The 17,956-nt window shown below is 57.4% G+C and carries 17 protein-coding genes; 7 read left to right on the plus strand and 10 right to left on the minus strand.

Annotation, left to right across the window (positions count from 1 at the left end):
- Nucleotides 1-205 precede the first annotated feature (205 nt).
- Nucleotides 206-427, minus strand: coding sequence for a hypothetical protein (locus ENH71_RS10295; protein WP_294135602.1), 222 nt, complete (start codon nt 425-427; stop codon nt 206-208).
- A gap of 245 nt (nt 428-672) precedes the next feature.
- On the opposite strand from ENH71_RS10295, the gene ENH71_RS10300 reads away from it, so the two are divergent.
- Genes ENH71_RS10300 through ENH71_RS10330 form a run of 7 tightly spaced genes read left to right on the plus strand, consistent with a single transcriptional unit; the run spans nt 673 to nt 9,107 of the window.
- On the plus strand, nt 673-2,373 hold the full coding sequence (locus ENH71_RS10300) for a hypothetical protein (protein ID WP_294135603.1): 1,701 nt from the start codon (nt 673-675) through the stop codon (nt 2,371-2,373).
- A gap of 6 nt (nt 2,374-2,379) precedes the next feature.
- Nucleotides 2,380-3,387 (plus strand): glycosyltransferase family 2 protein, encoded by a 1,008-nt coding sequence (locus ENH71_RS10305; protein WP_294137784.1) that lies wholly within the window; start codon nt 2,380-2,382, stop codon nt 3,385-3,387.
- Nucleotides 3,384-3,743 carry a DMT family transporter gene (locus ENH71_RS10310; protein WP_294135028.1) on the plus strand — a complete coding sequence of 120 codons (360 nt, stop codon included), beginning with the start codon at nt 3,384-3,386 and terminating at the stop codon, nt 3,741-3,743. Before ENH71_RS10305 ends, ENH71_RS10310 begins: the two co-directional genes overlap by 4 nt.
- A 55-nt stretch (nt 3,744-3,798) precedes the next feature.
- Nucleotides 3,799-5,316 (plus strand): M16 family metallopeptidase, encoded by a 1,518-nt coding sequence (locus tag ENH71_RS10315; protein WP_294135025.1) that lies wholly within the window; start codon nt 3,799-3,801, stop codon nt 5,314-5,316.
- Nucleotides 5,313-6,743 (plus strand): M16 family metallopeptidase, encoded by a 1,431-nt coding sequence (locus ENH71_RS10320; protein WP_294135023.1) that lies wholly within the window; start codon nt 5,313-5,315, stop codon nt 6,741-6,743. The genes ENH71_RS10315 and ENH71_RS10320 overlap by 4 nt, the downstream gene beginning before the upstream one ends.
- Nucleotide 6,744: 1 nt before the next feature.
- Nucleotides 6,745-7,530, plus strand: coding sequence for an SURF1 family protein (locus ENH71_RS10325; protein ID WP_294135020.1), 786 nt, complete (start codon nt 6,745-6,747; stop codon nt 7,528-7,530).
- 38 nt (nt 7,531-7,568) lie between these two features.
- On the plus strand, nt 7,569-9,107 hold the full coding sequence (locus ENH71_RS10330; RefSeq protein ID WP_294135017.1) for a RimK family ATP-grasp domain-containing protein: 1,539 nt from the start codon (nt 7,569-7,571) through the stop codon (nt 9,105-9,107).
- Here ENH71_RS10330 and ENH71_RS10335 read toward each other — a convergent pair.
- The 9 genes from ENH71_RS10335 to ENH71_RS10375 form a co-directional block, all read right to left on the minus strand.
- Nucleotides 9,064-10,215 (minus strand): GNAT family N-acetyltransferase/peptidase C39 family protein, encoded by a 1,152-nt coding sequence (locus tag ENH71_RS10335; protein ID WP_294135015.1) that lies wholly within the window; start codon nt 10,213-10,215, stop codon nt 9,064-9,066. The two genes, ENH71_RS10330 and ENH71_RS10335, sit on opposite strands and share 44 nt — an antisense overlap.
- Nucleotides 10,216-10,260: 45 nt before the next feature.
- Complete coding sequence (locus ENH71_RS10340; RefSeq protein WP_294135012.1) at nt 10,261-10,905, minus strand: YiaD family glycine zipper/OmpA-like lipoprotein; 645 nt, start codon at nt 10,903-10,905, stop codon at nt 10,261-10,263.
- A gap of 124 nt (nt 10,906-11,029) precedes the next feature.
- The gene (locus ENH71_RS10345) at nt 11,030-12,031 is read right to left on the minus strand and encodes an NAD(P)/FAD-dependent oxidoreductase (RefSeq protein WP_294135009.1); all 1,002 of its coding nucleotides are present in this window, start codon (nt 12,029-12,031) and stop codon (nt 11,030-11,032) included.
- 5 nt (nt 12,032-12,036) lie between these two features.
- Nucleotides 12,037-12,597 carry a lipocalin family protein gene (locus tag ENH71_RS10350; protein ID WP_294135005.1) on the minus strand — a complete coding sequence of 187 codons (561 nt, stop codon included), beginning with the start codon at nt 12,595-12,597 and terminating at the stop codon, nt 12,037-12,039.
- Between the two features lie 14 nt (nt 12,598-12,611).
- Nucleotides 12,612-13,355 carry an SDR family NAD(P)-dependent oxidoreductase gene (locus ENH71_RS10355; protein ID WP_294135002.1) on the minus strand — a complete coding sequence of 248 codons (744 nt, stop codon included), beginning with the start codon at nt 13,353-13,355 and terminating at the stop codon, nt 12,612-12,614.
- A complete protein-coding gene (locus tag ENH71_RS10360) occupies nt 13,355-14,884 on the minus strand; it encodes a cryptochrome/photolyase family protein (protein WP_294134999.1) in 1,530 nt (509 codons plus the stop codon). The genes ENH71_RS10355 and ENH71_RS10360 overlap by 1 nt, the downstream gene beginning before the upstream one ends.
- Nucleotides 14,881-15,264: a thiol-disulfide oxidoreductase DCC family protein gene (locus tag ENH71_RS10365; protein WP_294134997.1), complete on the minus strand. Its 384-nt coding sequence runs from the start codon at nt 15,262-15,264 to the stop codon at nt 14,881-14,883. Before ENH71_RS10365 ends, ENH71_RS10360 begins: the two co-directional genes overlap by 4 nt.
- Before the next feature lie 42 nt (nt 15,265-15,306).
- Nucleotides 15,307-16,818: a methyl-accepting chemotaxis protein gene (locus ENH71_RS10370; protein WP_294134995.1), complete on the minus strand. Its 1,512-nt coding sequence runs from the start codon at nt 16,816-16,818 to the stop codon at nt 15,307-15,309.
- Nucleotides 16,819-17,007: 189 nt separating this feature from the next.
- Nucleotides 17,008-17,956 (minus strand): hypothetical protein (locus ENH71_RS10375; RefSeq protein WP_294137786.1); only part of this gene is annotated, 949 nt, incomplete at its 5' end.

Genomic DNA, 17,956 nt, shown 5'->3' on the forward strand with positions numbered 1-17,956 from the left:
GTATGTCCGCAAGTCACGTTAAGTGTTGGTGCCGGTTTTTTGCGGAGCGCTAAGATATCACAACATAATCGCTAAACAGGCGCATCGCAAGCGGGTAGAGCAAAAATCAGACGCTTTTGTGCTGCCGGCAGTCAGCGGCGCCAATCGCTCATGGCGGTCCGGGCGCACAATGTCGCGGTCGCGGCAATGAGTCTGCAGGAACAGCTCAGCCCTCACGAATCTTGCCGAATTCCTCATTCAGGTCGTAGTTTTTGTCGGTGACAATCCGTTCCAGCACGATCAGGCGCTGTTTGACGTTCTCCAGCTCTTTCTGTACCTGGCTGTCATTGGCTTCGCCGACTTTGGCATTGAGTTTGGCCATGCTTTTGCGGTATTCAAAAAACTGGGTAATCAGCACGATCAGCACGATAAAAGTAAAAACTTCCATAAGCACGACTCCGTCATTGTTATTGATTGGTACGATAATACAATTTGCGCTAATAAAAATTGAGCAATAATGGGGCCAAAAATAATAGTTAGTAAAATCATGCCAGTACCAGTACCATAAGGCTCGCCGATGGCCCGGATAACAACAAATTAGTCGATCTGGCCTATATTTCGGCACTTATCACGACACTTTACAGGGTCAACAGAAGGTGCGGCGGAGCAACGCGCCGCCAGAGGGAACGAGTCATGATGAACCTGCTGAAAATTGCCCTGGCTGCGCTTCTGTTGCTGGCACTGGTGTTGGTGGTCAATGCCGGTGTTTTTGATGCCAACTGGCGCTGGGATGACAGCCAGATTCTGCTGCACTCCCATCAATACTCTTTCTGGCAGGATTTCACGCGACCCGAGGTCTGGCAACAATTCTCGCCCGCCAACCTGACACCGTGGCTGATTTTTTCTTTCGAAGTCGACATGATCCTGTTTGGACTCTCGCCTGCTGCGTTCTACCTGCATCAGTTGCTGGCGATTGTGGCGGCCGGGTTGTTGCTGTTCATGTGCCTGAACCTGTGGTGTCGGGCGGTGTTCGCCCTCGCCGGCAGTGTATTGTTTGTGGTGGGTTTGCCGAGCATGCTGGTCGCCGAGCAATTGATGACGCGGCATTATGTTGAGGGCCTGGTTTTTGCGCTGGCGGCGCTGTACGGCTTTGTCATGTATCTGCGCACGGATCGGAAAGGTTTGCTGGCGGTGGCTGTGCTGATGTATGTGCTGGCGGTAACCGCCAAGGAAATCTATGTGCCCTTGCCGGCATTGCTGCTGCTGGTGCCTGACCGCGACTGGGGCGCGCGTATTAAAGCCAGCCTGCCGTTTTTTGCCGTGACCGTCCTGTACACACTCTGGCGCGGTTATATGTTGGGGTCATACAGCGGCGGTTATGTCGATAGCAGCGAGTACCTGAGCCTTGCCATTGTCGGCGAAGTGCTGGCCAGCTTTGTGCGCTTCCCGGCGTTATTGACGGGCATTGGCTGGCCGGTGTTGGTGTTGCTGTTTCTGGGTCTGTGGGCCGCGTATCTGGCCCGGTCTCGACGTGTCCCCTGGCGGGCGTTGCTGGTCGCGGCACTGGTGCTGCTGCCGTTGGTGCCGCTGGTGCGTTCCCCGGGTATTGTGCTGGCCGACCGTTATCTGCTGCTGCCATGGCTCATGGTGTGTTTTGCCTTGGCCTGGTGTGTGGACAAGGTCATGGTGGTCCGCAACAAGGCTGCTACCGGCAACACGCAGGCAGCTGCCGCCAATACTGCAACACCGCTGCCAGCAATGATTCTGGCGGGCACGGCCATGCCCATCATGGTGGCGATCACGTTATTGCATGCCATGCCCGTGCGCCAGGCGCTGGCATCGGTCGGTACCGAATTTGACGTGCAGGCGCAATTCCTGTGGCAGAATGAGGACACACATGCGTTTGTACCGTCGGGCAATGTGCTGCCGGCGTTCTGGTTTGTCACCGGGCTGGTCGATCTCAAAGCGCGCATCAGCGGGCAGGGCTCGCCCCTGCCCATGGTTGACGATATCTATCTGGCGCAGCAGCCTGACATCCGTCTGTTCACCTATGATGTTAACTGCCAGTGCATGCGCGATGTCACTGGCGCCATACCCGAACGCCTGGCTCAGCACCGCGCCCGCGTGCGTGCGGATGCGGCTCTGTCACTGTCGTACCGTTACCAGCAGGGCTACTTTAGCTGGCAGTTTGGTCCGTGGCAGGACGGCAGTTACCATGTGGTGTCCGATACGCTGGGTGTGTTGCCGTTACCACCGGCCGGGCAGCTTCGGGTCACGCTGGCGGACAATGCGCCGTTTTATTTGCGTTACACCTCGCCGGAAGGCTGGATAACGTATTCGGAACTTAATCGCGTGGTGCAAGATGGCGCCGCTGTCGAGTGGTCAAGGAATTAAAACTGAATGAAATCTGTTGCTGTTATTGTCCCGGCCCTCAATGAGGCGGCCAATATTGTCACCAATATGGCACACGTTCGCACTTGTCTTGATACGGTACCAGGTGTCACCTTTACACTGATTGTTGTCGATGATGGTTCCACTGATGACACCGCCAGGCTGGTGCGCGAAGCCGGTGCCAGTGACCCGCTGCTGAAAGTGCTGCGCCTCAATCGGCATTTTGGCAAAGAGTCAGCCATCTATGCCGGGCTGTGCGCAACGCGTGAATTTGATGCCTGTGTGGTCATGGACAGTGACCTGCAGCACCCGCCGGAGCTGATTGCACAGATGATCGAGCATTGGCAGGGTGGCGCCCGGGTGGTAGAAGCTGTCAAGCAGTCGCGTGGCAATGAAACCCGGGCGCGTCGTGCGCTGGTGCAGATCTACTATGGGCTGTTTCGTTATCTGACCAAGCTCAGTATTCGCGGCGAAAGTGATTTCAAACTGCTGGACAAGACCGTGGTCAGTGCTTACTGCCAATTGCCGGAACACGGGCGCTTTTTTCGCGGGCTGGTCAAGTGGATGGGGTACCACGCCGTGCAGATCCCGTTTGATGTGGCCGAATCAACGCGGCAGCGTTCGGCCTGGGGCAACACCGCGCTGTTTCGTTATGCCATCAACTCGATTACCTCTTTTACCGCCTATCCATTGCAGATAGTCACCCTGCTTGGCGGGCTGACGTTTTTTGTCAGCCTGTTGATTGGTGGCATGGCGCTGTTTGATAAATTGTCAGGCGCCGCCGTGGATGGGTTCACCACGGTCATTCTGTTGATTCTGATTATTGGCAGTGTGCTGATGTTCAGTGTGGGTCTGATCGGCATTTATGTTGGCCGTATTTATGAAGAAGTGAAACGGCGGCCGGGGTATCTGATTGATCAGGAAGGCAGCACGCTGGACACCGCTGCGGTGACCGGCAAAGCGGTCAGCAAAACCAGAACTGCCAAAGCAAAAACAAAGGGCGCGGATAAATCATGACCAAGTATCTTACACTGCTGATGCACGCAGCCATCCTGGCGTCCCTGCTGGCGACCTCGCATGCGGTGCTCAAATGGGTGTCGGTGCAGGCCCACGACAACTATGTAGAGCTGTTGCTGTCACAGTGGAAAGGCGTACTGCTGGCGCTGTCGCTGTACGGATTTATCTTCTTTTATTACATTGTTGTGTTACGCAGCAGCCCGGTGTCTATACTCTATCCAATATACACCGGACTGTCGGTGCTACTGGTGTTGCTGGTCGGGCGTTTTGCCTTTTCCGAACCCATCAGTTCAGCGCAGATGCTGGGCGCAGGTTTTATCCTGGCCGGTATTGTGCTGATGGGCGGCAATAGCTGAATCCGGTAGCATGTTGATGAACACAAGCCGCAGAGCAGGGGGAAGCAGTAACGCCATGAAAACGTTGATAAGCAGAATTGCACTGGGCCTGGCCGCACTCGCGATGTCACCGGCGCTGGTGTACGCACAGGACCTTGATGCCATAGCCGAGCGGGTCACCGAATTCACGCTGGACAATGGTCTGCACCTTATCATCATCGAAAGGCCGGTGGCGCCGGTGGCGACATTTGTCACTTTCGTTAATGTTGGTGGTGTTGATGAGCCGGTCAACAACACCGGTGTTGCGCATATTTTTGAGCATATGGCGTTCAAGGGTTCGCGCAATATCGGTACCCGCGACTGGGAAGCCGAGCAGGCAGCGCTGGAGAAAATGGATGCGGCCTATCAGGCCTGGCTGGAGGAGTCGTATAGCAGTCAGCCTGATGAAGCGCGGCTGGATGCGTTATGGCAGGAATTCGAACAATGGCAGCAGGCGGCCGGGGAATACATCAACAGCGAAGAATTCTCCCAGCTCATTGAGCGCGAAGGCGGCGTTGGCCTGAATGCGTTCACCAGCGCCGATGCCACCGGCTATTTTTATTCCCTGCCGCAGAACAAGGCCGAGCTGTGGTTCTATCTGGAAGCCGAGCGCTTTCGCAACCCGGTGTTCCGTGAATTCTATGTGGAAAAAGACGTAATCATGGAAGAGCGCCGCATGCGCACCGACTCCAGTCCGCAGGGCCGTCTGCTGGAAGAGTTCCTGAGTGTGGCCTATTCTGCGCATCCCTATCGCAATCCGGTGATAGGTTGGGCGTCGGATATTGCTGCAACCACCATGGCAGATACCCGCAAATTTTTTGAAACCTACTATGTGCCGTCCAACATGACCGTGGCCATTGCCGGGGATGTTGATCCGCAGGCCATGCGCGAGCTGGCAGAGACCTACCTGGGCGGGTTGCCGGCTGCTAAACATCCGCCCAGTGTGAAAACCATCGAGCCGCCGCAGCGGGGCGAGCGCCGTTTTGTCATCGAAGAACAAAGCCAGCCGCTGTTTATTGCCGGCTACAAAACCGTGGCAGCGGATCACCCGGACGCCGCTGCGCTGGAAATGCTAAGTACCATTCTGTCGTCAGGCCGCACCTCCAGACTGTACCGTCGCATGGTGCAGGATGAGCAACTGGCTCTGGCAGTGCAGGCCCTGACCGGGTTTCCCGGCTCGCGATATCCCTCGCTGTTTGTCACATTTGCGGTGCCCAATGCCGGCGTGGCATTGGCCGATATCGAACGCGTACTGAACGAAGAAATCGACAAAGCCAAGGCGGGCGAGATTGCGCAACAGGAGCTGGATCGCGCAGTGACCAACGCCCGCGCCGGCGCCGTGCGGGGTTTGAATTCCAACATGGGGCTGGCCCTGAACATGGCGCAGGCACACGCGCAGCGTGGCAGCTGGCAACAGGCGTTTACCTACCTCGATGACCTGTCCGCAGTCACGCTGGACGACCTGCAGCGGGTGGCACAAACCTATCTGGTCAAGAGCAATCGTACGGTCGGCAGCATTCAGAATGCTGCGATTCAGGGAGGGGCAGGTCAATGATTAAAACCATTCGTATCTGGGCAACAACAGCGCTGCTGGTTTGCTGTGCCGGTCTGGCCGTGGCACAGGACAGGCCCTGGGAAGATTTCGATTACCCGACCCTCAATAACTTCGACATGCCTTCGCTGGACATTTTTGAACTCGACAATGGCATTCGTTTTTATCTGGTTGAGGACAAGGAGCTGCCGCTGATAGACGTCAATGTCATGGTGCGCACCGGTGGCATTCTGGTGCCCGATAACAAGGTCGGTTTGCAGGCACTGACTGGTACGGTCATGCGCAGCGGTGGCACCCGCGAATACCCCGGTGATGTGCTCAATGAGTTGCTGGAGGATCGAGCGGCAATCATGGAAACCAGTATCGGCTTCACCTCCGGTTCGGCAAGCTTTAATGTGCTGTCCGAGGACTTCAGCGATCTGCTGCCGGTCTTTGTTGATCTGTTGCGCAACCCGGTGTTTCCGGAAGACAGAATCGAGCTGGCCCGGACACAGCAGGGCAGCAGCATCGCGCGTCGCAATGATGATCAGGGCGCGGTTGCCGGGCGCGAGTTTCAGCGCATGATCTACGGACAGGATTCCCCTTACAGTCGCCGCATTGAGTACGCCACACTGGATAACATTAGCCGGGACGACCTGATGGCTTTCCATCAGCAATCCTTCGTCGGGCGCAACATGATGATCGGTGTCACCGGTGACTTTGTCATGGACGAGATGAAAGCCCGGCTTCGCGATGCGTTCTCGGCGATCCCGGCCGGTGATGAGTTGACGCTGACCTTTCCGGAGGTTGATTACGAGTTTACCCCCGGTGTCTATTTTGTCGACAAACCCGACGTCAACCAGAGCTATGTATTGCTCGGACATATCGGTGGTATGCGCGACAATCCCGACTACGCTGCTTTACAGGTCATGAACCGGGTGCTGAGCGGCGGTTTCTCCAGTCGCCTGATGCAGGTCGTGCGCAGTGAACTGGGATTGGCGTATTCCGTGTTCGGCTCCTTTGGCAGCGGCGTGTATTTCCCGGGCACCTTTACTGCCGGGGTGATGACCCAAAGCGAGTCCACAGCGCAAGCCATCACCGCGATCATCGGTCAGATCGAACGACTGCAGGATGATGCCATCAGTGAGGAGGAACTGGCCCGCACCAAGGACCAGTTCCTCAACACCCTGGTGTTTCAGCACACCAGTATCGCCTCCGTATTACAGGAGCGTATGTCCAATGACTACGCCGGTCTGCCGCCGGACACCTTTGAACGTCTGGTCGAGGAGGTCAGCGCCGTGACCGTGGCAGATGTGCAGCGTGTCGCACGACAATACCTGCGCCCTGACGCCCTGCGCATACTGGTGGTGGGCAATAGCGCCGAGCTGGGCGACCAGCTTGAGGTGTTTGGTGATGTGGTCGAGGTTGATATTTCGATTCCGGGGAATTGAGATGCGTTTGGGTACAACCTTGCACGTTGGCAAACTTACGGTTCAGGTTGATGCCTTTATTCTGCTCTGCATCTTTTTGACGTGCGGCATGTTTATCAGTCTGGGTTTCTGGCAACTGGACCGTGCCGCCCAAAAACATGCCCGGGCTGAGGCCTGGCAGGCGGCGGCAGATGCCGCCCCGGTGGCATTTGCTTCCTTGCTGGCGGTAAATGATGATGGTAGCAGCGATGCCGTGACGGGCCTGAATCAGGCCTTGATATCCAACAATCGCCGGGTAGCGTTACAGGGAACCTTCCACAATGAAATCTCCTTCCTGGTGCTCTATCAATTTTTCCGGGGCCAGCCCGGTTACGAGCTGGTGACCCCGGTGCGGCCCGCGACAGGCGGCGACCTGGTGCTGGTCAGTCGGGGCTGGATTGCGCCGGACACCGCCGGTGGGCGCCCCGAGGTGCCTGTTGTTGACGGCGAACAATCCGTAACGGCCAGTTTATATGTGCCGGAAACGGTTGTGCTGCCGGGTGAGGTCAGCGATGACAGCTGGCCGGTGCGAATGCCGCGACTGAACATGGATCAGGCCAGCCAGCTGCTCGGGGAACCGGTGTTTCCGTATGTGCTGCGACTGGAAGCGGGGCAGTCCGGTGTGCAGGACCGGCACTGGTCGCAACCTGATTTCAGCACTCGCAGTCATTACGCTTATACGGCCCAATGGTTTGGTCTGGCGGTGCTGGTATTGCTCGCCTCATTTGCCTACGCCAGCAACGTTCTGACCCTGTTGCGCGAACGATAAAGCGCGTATAGTTGGCGTTTTTTCGGAGTCGCTAAAGCATGCCTCAGCTCTATCTGGTTGTTGATGACCTCAGTCAGTGGACGCACACGTTGCCCGGTGAAGCCGTCATCAGTTTTGAGACCTATCTTACCGAGCACCCCATCAAGGGACAGAAAAAAACCCGGATTATCAATCTGTGCAATACCGATCAGTATCTTAGTACCGGCTATTACTGTTCACTGCTGGCCGAGGCGCGCGGACACAAGGTGCTGCCGCCAGCCAATACGCTGACTGACCTGAGCAGTCAGCAGCTGACGCTGGTGCAGGCGGCTGAAGTGCTGGAAGACCTCGACCAGAAGGATCTCACGCGCACCGATGACGGTTACGCCTTCCGTATTTATTTTGGCCGCACCGCATTGCCGCAGCTCAAGATGCTGGCGCGACGATTGTTTGAACGTTTCCCCTGTCCCATCCTGGAGGTGCGACTGGCATTCCTGCCGGGCGTCCCGGCAAGTGCTGCCCCGGCAGAGGTGGTGGCGCCGGTCGACGCCGGTGGCGACACTATCATCGTCGATAGCTGGCAGATCCGATCGGTGCACGCGGTGGCCTACGCTGAACTGGATGCACAGGAAATGCCCGAATTCGTGTCGTCGCTGGAGAAATTTACCCAGAGCGTCTGGCGCAAACCCAGAAGCAGCAAGGCCAGTCGCTGGGATATGGCGATTCTGGTCAATCCCAAGGAAAAATTGCCACCCAGTGACGCCAAGGCATTAAAAAAGATGGAACGGGCAGCACAAAAAATGGGCTTTGCTGTCGAGTTTATCGGGCCGCAGGACTATGCGCGTCTGGGTGAGTTTGATGCCTTGTTTATCCGTGAGACGACGGCGATTGATCATCACACCTATCGCTTTGCGCGCAAAGCGGAAATCGAAGGCCTGGTGGTGATGGATGACCCCACCTCGATTCTTCGCTGCTGCAACAAGGTTTTTCTGCAGGATGCCTTTACCTACAACGATGTGCCGACACCGTTGACCCGTATTGTGTCCTCCAGTGACGACGCGTCGCTGGATACGCTGGAGTCGGTATTTTCCTATCCGATCGTTCTCAAAATTCCCAACAGTGCGTTCTCGGTAGGTGTCATGAAAGCCGAAGACCGTACCATGTTAAAGAAGATGCTCAGTGAGCTGCTGGTCAAGTCCGCCCTGATCCTGGCGCAGGAATACCTGTACACAGAGTTCGACTGGCGTGTCGGCGTACTGAACAATCGTCTGCTGTTTGCCTGCCGTTATTTTATGGCCAAAGGGCACTGGCAGATCTACAACCACGGCGAGGATCGCATTGGCAGCGGTGGCTGGGAAACGCTGCCGACCTATGAAGTACCCAAAGCCGTACTTGATGCAGCACTGAAATCAGCCAAAATCATTGGCGATGGTCTTTACGGCATCGATATCAAGCAACAGGGCAACAAGGTTTATGTGATCGAAGTGAATGACAACCCGAGCCTGGAAGAGGGCGTGGAAGATGCCTTTATCGGTGATGAACTGTATATGCAGATCATGAGCGAGTTCGCGCGGCGCCTGGAGAACCGGGGGCGCTGATCACCACTGCCGTGCGCAGTTTGTCTTTGCCAAACTGCGACATACGGCTGAAATCATTGCGCGCGATCGGCAGGTCCTCACAGTCCAGGCCGGTCTGTTCTTCCAGTGACGGGTCCGGGTCGTGCACAAAAAAGCAGGCGTCATCATACGCCGTGATGGTGACCCAGTGCGGCGCTTTCTTGCGGTCCAGTCGGTAGCTGCTCACCAGCGCCAGCACGATAGCGCCATCCTTGATCGCTTTCTCCAGGTCCAGCTGGGTAATGTCCTGATACAGCACCGGAATATTGTTGGCCTTGACCCGATCCAGAAACTGGTCATGCACCAATGCCATGATCAGTTTTTTCTCCGGATCGCGCACGCCTTCCAGAAACAGCGGGCCGGCCTGGTTGACATAGATTCTGGTGTCAAAGCCTCGCTTGTGCGCAGCCAATGCCAAACCGAAAGGGTGGCAGCCGCCGTGGCCGGAGGTCATGAAAATGGTGGTTGCTTCCCGCCAGATGTCCAGCTCGGTGGCCTGGTCAGGTTGCATGCGTGAATCCAGGGTCGCCATCGCCATCATCAGTGAGGCGGGACCGCAGGTAAAACCGGTGGTCTGTTGGTACCATGGCACGGTGTGGCCACGTTTACGTTTGGGGGCATCGCGGATGATCTTTTGCATGCGCAGGGCATCGCGATGGTCTTCGTAGTAGTCTTCGTAGGTGCCAAATGCCACATAACCTGCAGACTCATAGAGTCTGATGGCGGCGGTATTATCCTTGGCAACTTCCAGTCGCATAAAAAAGCGCTGCCGATCAACCGAGGCCGTCTCCAGCGCCTGCAGCAGTTTGGCAGCGATGCCTTTGCCGCGCGCATCCTGTGCGATCGCGATGGAGTATAGTCGTGCCAGTTTGGTGGCGCCGTGGAACAGCACAAGACCATAACCCAGCAGGCGGTCCTGTTCCACAGCTACCATGAATTCGCGATTGGAGGCCTGAATCCAGTGCCGCAAGCGTCGACGGCTCAGCCGATCGCTGTCAAAGCTGGCCTTTTCCAGGTCATGCAAGGCGTCCAGATCTTCCGGCACTGCCGGCCTGATCCGGACGCTAACCCTGGTTTTTACTTGCGGCATGGATATCGCGCTACGCTTTGATCAAAGACATGCAAATCAGCAGCATTACTGAATGGCAACAATCTGCAGTTCGACGCGTCGGTTCATGGCGCGGCCAGACTCGGTGTCATTGCTGGCGATGGGCTGGTCGGGTCCCATGCCCTGACTGATCAAACGGTTCTGGTCAATACCGGTGCTGGCCAGGAAGTTGGCAACACTGGTGGCGCGACGGTTAGACAGGTCGTAGTTATAGTCCCGTGAACCCGTAGAGTCGGTATGGCCGGTCACCCGCAGGCGTGTGTCGGTAAACTTGTACAGAACCGTGGATACCGAGTTCAGTACCGGCTCAAAATTCGACCGGATGTTGTAAGAGTCAGTGGCAAAAGTGATATTGCCCGGCATGATCAGGTCAAGCTGGTCACCATTGCGTCGCACCTGAACACCGGTGCCTTGCAGCTCTTCACGCAGCTCCGCTTCCTGAGCGTCCATATAGGCGCCTACGCCGGCGCCGATGGCACCACAACCCAGCGCCGCGTTACGCGCATGCTGGCTGCTGTCAGCTGATCCGATCAGGCCGCATACAACACCGCCAATGGCGCCGTAAGTCGCTGCCCGGCGCGCCTGCTGCTCGCCAGTGAAAGGGTTGGTGGTGCAGGCAGCCAGTGCCGCAGTTGCCAGAATCAGCAAGGGAAATTTTAATAGTTTAGACATAATCTTCACTCCTTTGGAAACACCACAGAATCGTCAGTCTATCATGCCGCACGGTGCATTAACGCAACATTAACGAACTTCATCTGATATGGGTCTCGATTTGCGGTCGGTCGCAGTAACGTCGTTATTCGACTGAGGTGAGGGTGCGCGCCAATGCTCGGCCACTGAGCCAGGCGCCTTCCACGCGGCCTGCGTTCAGCCAGTCACCGCAAACACCCAGCTTGAGATTGGCATCCCACAGAAAGTTGTCCGCTTTTGCGCCGGCTACCGGTTCGGCGTAACGCCAGCGATGTGCGCCGGCGTTGTCCGGCACGGGGCCGCCAAGCACGGCGAACGCCTCTGTCAGGGCCCGTATGACGTCATCGGCACTGTCTTCCAGGTGTTGTGTGCTCCAGTCGGTATTGGCATGCAGGACCCAGGTTTCACTGCCGGGCCGGCCCGGTTTACTGTTGTCGCGGGCAATCCAGCGCAAAGGCCCGGCGTTAACGAAGGCGGCATCGAAGGGCAGCGCTACCGGTGTGCTGAAATGCATCATCGCGGCCCAACACGGCCGCATGGCGCTGGCTTCGCACTGCGCTGTCAGGCCGGGGGCATGAGTGCGGCTCAGTTCGGCTGCCTGCGCTGATGGAAGTGCCAGCACCACGGCGTCATAGTCAGTGTTTTTAATCAATTCGCGCTCAGGCATTGATTCGTCAAAGCGCAGGCGCCAGCGATGTTGGTGACGGATCAGTGCAGTCACTCGCGCCGAGGTGGACACCGACAGTTCATTGGCGAGCCAGCGGGCCGGTGACGACATGCGCGGTACACCAACGTAGCGCAGGGTGTTGCCGTCGTTTCGATGTGGCGAACCATCGCCCAGCACCGCTATTGTGGTTTGCCACAGATCGGCGACGCCTGCCTGTTGCCAGCGCGCCAGTTCCTGCACAAACAGAGGGTCACGGGCAGTGAAATACTGAGCGCCGTGATCTGCCTGCCAGTTGTCGCCGCGACGTGTGCTCATGCGCCCACCGGTGCCGCGTGATTTGTCGAATATGCTGACGCGCATGCCCAGTTGTTCCAGCTGCGTGGCGCATGACAGCCCGGCCAGTCCGGCGCCGATCACCGCAATGTGGGGGGTGTTAAGCATACAGCTCATGGCAAGTGCCGTTGCTGGTCAACCACAATCAGCTCGTCCATGGCAAAGCCGCTGCTGCGCGCCTGGTCAGTCAACGACTGGTAAACAGCGTCGTCCAGAACCGGCTCGCGCGCCAGTATCCACAGGTAGTCGCGCGACGGGCCGCTGATCATGGCCCACTGATAATCAGTCTTGTCCAGCGCAATGATATGGTAACCGCCATAGAACGGCCCGAAAAAGCTGACTTTGAGTGAGCCCTGGTCTGGGTCGCCGACGAATTTGGCGCGGCCGTCAGCCTCTTCCCATTGCTGCTCTTCGTCGTTGTAACCGCGATTGAGTACACTGACGCTGTTGTCGTCCCGCAATTCGTATTCGGCAGTGACGTTGCTGAGACCGCGCTCAAACCGGTGATCAAGGCGCGCGATCTCATACCAGCGACCGGTGTAGCGGTTGATGTCAAAACCATCTACGACAGTCAGGCCGTCGGGTGGTGAAGAAGAGCAGGCTGCCAATGTGCCGGCTAACAATACGGCGGTCAGCAAGCGGCCAAAAATCGATGCTTTGAATATTGTGTTCATTAAAGAGATACCTGTCACCATGAAATGGTTTCGGCTGCCCAGTCCAGATAGCTGGCGTCACCATCGACGGGCAGGTCTGACGAAATCGTCAGTAGGCGTTCGGCGACAAAATCGGCGCTGAACAACTTTCCCTCCGGTACATTGCGCTGAAACGGTTTTGACAGCGCAGTGTCAACAGTGCCCGGATGGAATGCCACCAGTTTAACATTGGGCGCCCGGCGCGCGTATTCAATGGCTGCGGTCTTTACCACCATGTTCAGCGCGGCCTTGGAAGCCCGATAGCTGTACCAGCCGCCTTTGTGGTTGTCGGAAATGCTGCCGACGCGAGCGCTGAGGGTGAGCATCCGGCAAGGCGTGGAACCACCTAAAGCGGGTAACAATGTCATCAGCCACAGCGACGGAATAACGGTATTGATGCGCAGCACTTCCAGCATGCTGCTCATGCTCAGGTCCTCAGCGCGCTTTTCTGGCCTGATAGTGTCCGTGTGCAGGACGCCGGTGCTGATCACAACCAGCCTGATCTGGCCGTACCAGGGCGTCAGTTGCTGCACCAGATCTTTGATGCCGGCTTCGGAATAATCACAGGTGAATGTCTGCACACGTTGTGCCAGCTCGTCGGGCAACATCGGGGGGTGGCGGCTCACCGCCAGAATGTCAGCATCGGGCTGGTCATCGACCAGACGCTTGATTACAGCGCCGCCAATGCCGCTGCCGGCGCCGATGATCAGGTTGGCCTGTCGTTGCTGGGTGGTGCTCATCACAACACGTCCAGATTTTCCAGCAAATGGCTGGCGCGCTGCATCAGTGCCTGTTTCTTGTCGTCTGCCATTTTGTCGAAACTGCGATAGATCATGGTCATTCTCGGGTTGCTGCTGAAGGTCTCACGATGGCTGCTCATAAAGTGCCAGTACAGGCTGTTGAACGGGCAGCTGTCATGATCGGTGCTGGTCTTCACCGAGTACCGGCAGTGTTTGCAGTAGTCTGACATTTTATTGATGTAATTGCCCGATGCGGCATAGGGTTTGCTGCCCAGCAAACCATCGTCAGCATGCATGACCATGCCCAGGGTATTGGGCAACTCCACCCAGTCATAGGCATCGGCGTATACCGCGAGGTACCAGTCGCAGATCTCTGTCGGGGTGACGCCCGCCAGCAGTGCGAAGTTGCCGGTGACCATCAGGCGTTGAATATGATGGGCGTAGGCATGCTCAAAGGTGTTGTGGAAAGCTTCACGCATGCAGTTCATGCCGGTGTCGCCGCTCCAGTAATAGGCGGGCAGGCTGCGTGTGTTGCCCAGACCATTGCTGCGGGCATAAGCCGGCATCTTCAACCAGTACAGGCCGCGCACATATTCACGCCAGCCCAGAATCTGACGGACAAACCCCTCGGTGGCATTCAGCGGCGCCTTGCCCGCCCGGTAGACGTCCACAGCGGCGTCGATGACTTCGCGCGGGCTCAGCAACCCACAGTTGATGCTGGTCGACAGCAGGCTGTGAAACATGAACGACTCGCCCTGGGTCATGGCATCCTGGAAGTCACCAAACCATGGCAGACGATATTGCACAAAGTCTTCCAGTGCCTGCCGGGCCTGGGTGCGGGTGACCGGCCAGTTGAAGCGGGTCAGGGTGCCCGGGTGGTCGGCAAAATGCTCCTCTACCAGGGCAAACACGGCCTTGTCATCGTGGGTGTAGGAAAACCCTGGCAGTGCCGGCAACGGTGGGTCACCCCGGTAGGCCCGTCGGTTGCTGCTGTCAAAATTCCACTCGCCGCCTTCAGGCTGGTTGCCGTCCATCAGCAGGTTGTGGTCGCGGCGCATCTCACGGTAGAAATACTCCATGCGCAGCTGTTTGCGACCGTGGACCCAATCCGCAAACCGCGTTTTGCTGCACAGAAATCGATCATCAGTCAGCAGGGTCACTGGTATGCTCAGTGACTTGTGCCAGTTGCTGACAATATCATGATGTAAACGGTATTCACCGCATTCGGTCATGACCAGTTCGTTTGCACCGTGCTTGTCCGCAACTGCGGCGACAACGTCCAGCAGGCTGCGTTGAGTGCTTTCAGGGTCAAAGGCATGATAGTGCAGTTGCCAGCCATCGTCCTGCAGCTGCCTGGCAAAGTGCCGCATGGCACAGAATATCAGGGCAATTTTTTGCTTGTGGTGTTTGACGTAGCGGGCTTCGGTGTTGACTTCGGCCATGACGATCAGGTCAGTGCGCTTGTCAAGTTCATGCAGGCACGACAGCTCGGCGCTTAGCTGGTCGCCCAGAATCAGCGCCAGTTTCATCGGCAATTGTCGTCGCACACGGAGCGACGGCCGAATATGGCGGAGATGCGATGACGGTGGCGGGCGAAAAAACGATAAACCAGATCAGCGACGGGCCGGATAAAAGGCCAGCGCAAAAAGGCGAACCAGTGGCCCTTGCCAACCAGGTGCCAGGCCTCGCAGGTGACATCAAGACCGTAGATCATGGCGCCATCGGCACGCTCACCGTGCAACATATTGTCGGCGGCCACCACATCAATGTACGGGAATCGCTGCGCGAAATCCGCGGCGTTGATATCCTGCAGGTCCAGTGCCGAGGTTCTGTCCAGGCGCCGAAGATGGTTGATCTCCGTCAGGCACAATGGACACTGGCCGTCGTAGAATACCCGCAGTTGAGACATGATGTAGTGGTGTTCCCTCGTCTGGTTTAGTGAGCTTTGGTGTCAGCGCTTTGACCGGGTCTTGAAGCGATGCAGCTGAGTTTCCAGTTCGCCGCTGAGCGCCTGCAGTTCGGCAGACAGCCCTGACAGGTCGACTGCCTGCGCAGCATTGCTGCGGGCGATGCCATCGACTTCGCCCAGATGACTGGCAACATCGTCACCGACCGCCGTCTGTTCCTGGGTGGCGGCGGCGATCATGTCATTGAGGCGTGAGATCTGCGTGACTTCTGTTGCCATCTCCGACAATGTCCCGACGCTGGCATCGGCAGCATCCAGACAGCGTTTGACGGCATTCTGGCTGCGACCCATGGCATCGTGGGCAGATTCGGAAGCCGTTTGCAGGCTTTCGATAAAGCGCTGGATCTCGGCGGTCGATTGCGCGGTGCGTTTTGACAGGTTGCGTACCTCGTCGGCGACGACCGCAAAACCACGGCCGTGATCACCGGCACGTGCCGCTTCGATGGCCGCGTTCAGTGCGAGCAGGTTGGTCTGTTCGGCAACGCCTTTGATGACATCCACCACCTGGTAAATGTCACCGGCCAGTTTGGCGGTGCCCGATACCGCATCCCCGGTCAGTGCAATGTCCTTGTTCAGCGCGGTGATCTCATGCTTGATGTTTTGCATGGCGCGGTTGCCCTGATCGGCGTGATTGTCGGCTTTGCGGGCGGCCGTGGCTGCCTGTTCGGCGTTACGCGCGACCTCTGCGGTAGCGCTGCTCATTTCCCGCATGGCCTGCACCATGTGTTCGCTCTCACTGGCCTGGCGCTCCGCACTTTCACTGACCTTGGATGATTTATCAGTCAGGGATTCGCCCATCTCGCGCAGACTCCCCAGTTGCTGATTGACGCCAATGACCAGGGATTCCAGTTGATCGATGAATCCATTAAACGCTTCGGCCACCGGCGTTTTCATCTCGACACGGTATGACAGGTCAATGCCCTGACCGCTTTGCGACATGGCCCCGGTGGCGTTGGCGATGGACTCGCCTTCCAGCGCATCGCGGTAGGCCAGCACGGCCAGGTAAATCAGCACGCCGGCTTCAGCAATAACGTAGCCTGCATGGATAAATATCATGGTCCAGGACGCGTGTTCGGTGACCCAGACGCCAACGCCACTGATCTGCAGGTAAAAGAACAGAAAGTGGTGAATGGCAATGGTGACGGTGGCAACAACAATAGGCAGCCAGTCACGGTAGTAGATCAGCAGGGCCAGCAGCACAAAAATGGAGAAGTGCATCTCGATGGTGCCGTGGCTTTGATGGATGTGCAGTCCTGACATCACCATGAACGCCACTGCCATTAAGCATCGGTATAAGCGTGAGCCGCGAATGGTCTGCAGCAGTGCCGTCATGATTGCCAGCGTACCGCCGCCCACAATCAGGGCGCTGCCCCAGGTACCGTGCCAGGGGGCCAGTGCCAGGGAATAGAGCAGACAGACGGCAAGCACGCCCGCCATGATGACATCGGCGCGTTTGTGATGTTCGGAGGATTGATAGGTCTGCATTAAAGTATTCAAGGGTAGCGACTCTAGAAAAGTGGGCTCACCTTTGGTATCGGCAGCATGGGCCGGAGCTTTAAGCGGCCCATGCTGTTGTCAAGGCGATTGCAGGCGTTTATACGCGCCAGGTCTGCGTCCGGTTCAACCCGGCGGGATGCAGTGGTAATGCCACAGAAATGCTGCCGAAAATGTACCCGATATCAGGCGTTACTCCTGAACCTGCTCCTGGCGGCGCTTGCCCGCCAGGATGCCGGGCAGGGCGTAGTTGCCTTCGTGGCAGGCATATTCGTATATCTGTTCACCCTCGGCGCGGGCATACAACACCATCTCCGCCGTCCACGGCTGCGTGTAAGCCACCGGATCGTTCATGGTGAAGCTGTAGACGATTTCCCCCGGCGACACCATGCGCAGTCTCTCGGTGACTTCCAGACCCGGGCCGGAACCGTAATGTGACTGCTGCGGGTGCATATTGCGCGTGCTGACCACCAGTGTGTCCCCTTCCCAGCGCCCTACCGAATCGCCCATCCATTTATGCACTGCGGGCGGCAGGTGCTCGCCGTGCAAGCGGATAATACGGGCGTCATGCATCATTTCCGCCATGATCACCACGTAATCTGCGGTCTGCACAATCTGGTAATTGTTGTTGTAGATGATAGGCATCATGGGCGGGCCGGCGCTGGAGTTGGATGTGCGGAAGTCATAGAACAACAGGCAGCGTTCTCCGATGGTTGCCATTTCCGGACCCAGGAAGGCGTCGTCACCGTGCAGGTCGCGCCAGTGCTCCATCAGGTTCTGCTCCGGCGCACCTTCGCGAAAGGGGATCTGTCCGTCGGGCGGGTCTATGATCATCGAGGTACGGTATTCACCGTCAATGTTCACCACCTGAGTGCCACGGTCCAGCCAGAAGGTGTTGTAAGCCGCTGCGGTGTTGCCATCAGTAGGCGGAGCCCGGTCCGGGTCGCTGGGGGCAAATGACTGTTGCTCGCGCTGCTGAGCATTTTGCTGCAGACGTTCGGCTTCCGCGGCACTCAGCGCGCGCTGCTCGCCATAGCGTTCGGGGCGTTGCAGTGGTGTTTGTGTACCATTGGTCCAGATACCCTGCAAATCGGGTCTGCCATCAGTGGTGCGGGGTAGTTGCTGTCTCTTATACACATCT

The organism is Pseudohongiella sp. (genome assembly GCF_011050365.1).
Lineage (GTDB): Bacteria > Pseudomonadota > Gammaproteobacteria > Pseudomonadales > Pseudohongiellaceae > Pseudohongiella.

Excerpts from the sequence above, each read along its gene's own strand:
- ENH71_RS10320 (WP_294135023.1), top strand. The coding sequence starts at position 5,313 with ATGATTAAAACCATTCGTATCTGGGCAACAACAGCGCTGCTGGTTTGC.
- ENH71_RS10345 (WP_294135009.1), bottom strand. The coding sequence starts at position 12,031 with ATGCTTAACACCCCCCACATTGCGGTGATCGGCGCCGGACTGGCCGGG.
- ENH71_RS10360 (WP_294134999.1), bottom strand. The coding sequence starts at position 14,884 with ATGAAACTGGCGCTGATTCTGGGCGACCAGCTAAGCGCCGAGCTGTCG.
- ENH71_RS10300 (WP_294135603.1), top strand. The coding sequence starts at position 673 with ATGATGAACCTGCTGAAAATTGCCCTGGCTGCGCTTCTGTTGCTGGCA.
- ENH71_RS10330 (WP_294135017.1), top strand. The coding sequence starts at position 7,569 with ATGCCTCAGCTCTATCTGGTTGTTGATGACCTCAGTCAGTGGACGCAC.
- ENH71_RS10305 (WP_294137784.1), top strand. The coding sequence starts at position 2,380 with ATGAAATCTGTTGCTGTTATTGTCCCGGCCCTCAATGAGGCGGCCAAT.
- ENH71_RS10295 (WP_294135602.1), bottom strand. The coding sequence starts at position 427 with ATGGAAGTTTTTACTTTTATCGTGCTGATCGTGCTGATTACCCAGTTT.
- ENH71_RS10355 (WP_294135002.1), bottom strand. The coding sequence starts at position 13,355 with ATGAGCACCACCCAGCAACGACAGGCCAACCTGATCATCGGCGCCGGC.
- ENH71_RS10335 (WP_294135015.1), bottom strand. The coding sequence starts at position 10,215 with ATGCCGCAAGTAAAAACCAGGGTTAGCGTCCGGATCAGGCCGGCAGTG.
- ENH71_RS10310 (WP_294135028.1), top strand. The coding sequence starts at position 3,384 with ATGACCAAGTATCTTACACTGCTGATGCACGCAGCCATCCTGGCGTCC.
- ENH71_RS10325 (WP_294135020.1), top strand. The coding sequence starts at position 6,745 with ATGCGTTTGGGTACAACCTTGCACGTTGGCAAACTTACGGTTCAGGTT.
- ENH71_RS10350 (WP_294135005.1), bottom strand. The coding sequence starts at position 12,597 with ATGAACACAATATTCAAAGCATCGATTTTTGGCCGCTTGCTGACCGCC.
- ENH71_RS10315 (WP_294135025.1), top strand. The coding sequence starts at position 3,799 with ATGAAAACGTTGATAAGCAGAATTGCACTGGGCCTGGCCGCACTCGCG.
- ENH71_RS10340 (WP_294135012.1), bottom strand. The coding sequence starts at position 10,905 with ATGTCTAAACTATTAAAATTTCCCTTGCTGATTCTGGCAACTGCGGCA.
- ENH71_RS10365 (WP_294134997.1), bottom strand. The coding sequence starts at position 15,264 with ATGTCTCAACTGCGGGTATTCTACGACGGCCAGTGTCCATTGTGCCTG.